Source organism: Staphylococcus cohnii subsp. cohnii, from assembly GCF_002902365.1.
Classification (GTDB): Bacteria; Bacillota; Bacilli; order Staphylococcales; family Staphylococcaceae; genus Staphylococcus; species Staphylococcus cohnii.
Window position 1 is genome coordinate 5,167 of record NZ_PPQC01000052.1, and the last position, 2,605, is coordinate 7,771.

2 protein-coding genes and 2 pseudogenes are annotated in these 2,605 nt (G+C 31.4%); 2 read left to right on the forward strand and 2 right to left on the reverse strand.

Annotated elements, in window-relative coordinates:
- The coding region (locus CD032_RS09670) for a BCCT family transporter (RefSeq protein WP_258026252.1) at nt 1-1,051 on the forward strand (1,051 nt) is incomplete at its 5' end.
- A 289-nt stretch (nt 1,052-1,340) separates the two neighbouring features.
- Nucleotides 1,341-1,844 (forward strand): annotated as a pseudogene (locus CD032_RS09675) (MIP/aquaporin family protein); the annotation flags it as partial.
- A 36-nt stretch (nt 1,845-1,880) separates the two neighbouring features.
- Here the strand turns inward: CD032_RS09675 and CD032_RS09680 are convergent.
- Nucleotides 1,881-2,098: pseudogene (locus tag CD032_RS09680) on the reverse strand (VraH family peptide resistance protein).
- Nucleotides 2,099-2,272: 174 nt separating this feature from the next.
- Complete coding sequence (locus CD032_RS09685; RefSeq protein WP_103211455.1) at nt 2,273-2,518, reverse strand: hypothetical protein; 246 nt, start codon at nt 2,516-2,518, stop codon at nt 2,273-2,275.
- Nucleotides 2,519-2,605 lie beyond the last annotated feature (87 nt).

Consider the following 2,605-nt stretch of genomic DNA (forward strand, 5'->3'; position numbering starts at 1 on the left):
GACAATCATTGATGTTGTTTCTGTCTTTGCCACAATTGGCGGGGTAGCAGTATCATTAGGTTTAGGCGCTATGCAAATCGCAGGTGGTCTAAACTACCTATTTGATGTTCCAAATACTATCATGACTCAAGGTATAATTATACTTATTGTTACCATATTATTTTTAACAAGTGCATGGTCAGGTTTAAGCCGTGGTATCCAATATTTGAGTAACGCTAATATTGGTTTAGCCGGCATAATCTTATTGTTTGTTTTTATTGTAGGACCAACTGTTCTTATTTTAAATATGTTAACAAGTTCAACAGGTGAGTATTTAAACACGCTCTTATTTAACATGTTTGATACAGCACCATTAGATCCACAAAAAAATGAATGGATGAAATCATGGACGTTCTTCCAATTAGCTTGGTGGATTAGTTGGAGTCCGTTTGTGGGTATATTCATTGCACGTGTATCTAAAGGACGCTCAATTAGAGAATTCGTATCTGGAGTTCTGTTAGCACCAGTACTTGTAAGTTTAGTTTGGTTTGCAGCATTTGGTGTTCTAGGTATCGAAACTGCGAAAAAAACACCTAAAATATTTGATATGCCTCCAGAAACTGCATTATTTGGTGTGTTTAATGAGGTGCCATTAGGCTTTGTGTTATCCATTGTAACGTTGCTATTAATAGCAACATTCTTTATTACGTCAGCCGATTCAGCGACATTCGTATTAGGAATGCAAACAACATTTGGTTCATTAAACCCATCCGTAATAGTTAAAGTCATCTGGGGAATTGCACAAGCATTGATTGCATTTATTTTACTATTCTCAGGTGGAGATAATGGATTAAATGCGCTACAAAATATGGCAATCATGACTGCCTTACCATTCTCTATCATCGTGCTTTGTATGATGGTTAGTTTCTATAAAGATGCCAACCAAGAACGTAAGTTTTTAGGTTTAACATTATCACCTAACAAGCACAGACTCAAAGAATATATAAACTCACAATCTGAAGACTTTGAAAGTGAAATGATAAACAGAAGGAAAAATATTAAAAACGATTGATTCACAATAATCTTATATGCTAAATTTGAATTATCAGAAGTTTTCACAATTAATTCTTTCGAGGCTGAAACACATATGTGTTTCAGCCTCAATTATTATTTTAAAAAATATTTAAACTAGGTCAATAAAAAAGAAGCTAGTATTTTTTGATTCTAACTACTTTTAACAACGTTTACATAAAAGATTTATAATGCTTTTTAAGTTGATAATTATTAGGGAGAACTAGAGACACTTGTACCTTCACTCAAGGAAACAAGTGTCTTTTTTTGTAGAAAGGGATAGTGTTATTATGAATGTTTATGTAGCTGAATTTTTAGGAACAGCAATACTCGTATTATTAGGAGGAGGCGTCTGTGCAAATGTTAATTTGAAACGTAATTTAGGGCATGGCGCTGACTGGATTGTAATTGCTGTAGGATGGGGACTAGGTGTCTCTTTAGGTGCATATGCTGTTGGCAATATTTCAGACGCTCACTTAAATCCAGTAGTTACCCTAGCATTTGCTATGAATCATTCATTAAGTTGGTCTATGGTGCCAGGTTATATAATTGCTCAAATGTTGGGAAGTATAGTCGGTGCGATACTTGTTTGGCTTGCCTATTTACCACATTGGAAAGCAACTAAAGAACCAGAAGTCAAACTTGGTGTGTTTTCTACAGCACCATCTATCCCCAACTATTTTGCTAATTTCATCACAGAAATTATTGGTACAGGTATTTTAACTTTAGGACTGTTATTTATCGGTATGAACAATATCGCAGATGGTTTAAACCCATTAATTGTTGGAGCTTTAAATGATCAATAATTTTTCTCGGTATAAATGCATGTTCTATTTTTTATTTTTATCTTGATAATCATATTTTTCTCCCATCTCATCAAAATCATCATCTTTATAGAAAAATAAAAAGTAAGCAATAACTCCAATCGGAATACCAAAAAATGGTGTAGTAAAAGTACTAAATATTACACACATAAAAATTAACCAAAACAAATCTTCTAAAGACCATTTTTATTTAATAAATCATTCACAATTTGTTTAATAGTCATAAAAAATAAAACACTCCTTCAAAGATTGAAAAAAATAATTAACAAACAAAACATTAATTACAAAATTAAAATATTACTTTGTTCATTTTAAAAATATTCTCAATAACAAGACAAAAAGAAACTCGTTTTCAACTCATTTCTAAAAATCGCAAAAAAGAGAGTGAACCCTAATTCTCACTCTCTTTTTGAACCACTTAACAAACCAAAAATAATAATTAAAACAGAAATAAATAAACATAAAACAAAAAGACCATTGAACTCAGGTGTACTAAAGAAAGAAAACAATTCCAAATTACTCAAATTGCTAAGAAATCCACTATCATTAGGAGATAATTTTAGATAATCAAAAATAAAAATTAAAATAAAAGTTCCAATTGCAAAAAGAATAGCTGAAATTAAATATTTTAAAAATTTACTCAAAGATTCCCCTCCTTTATTAATCAAATTACCAAATTAAATTGCTTTATTCCAATTGCTTTATTGACGTTGAGCCTCGGAACCCTTAAC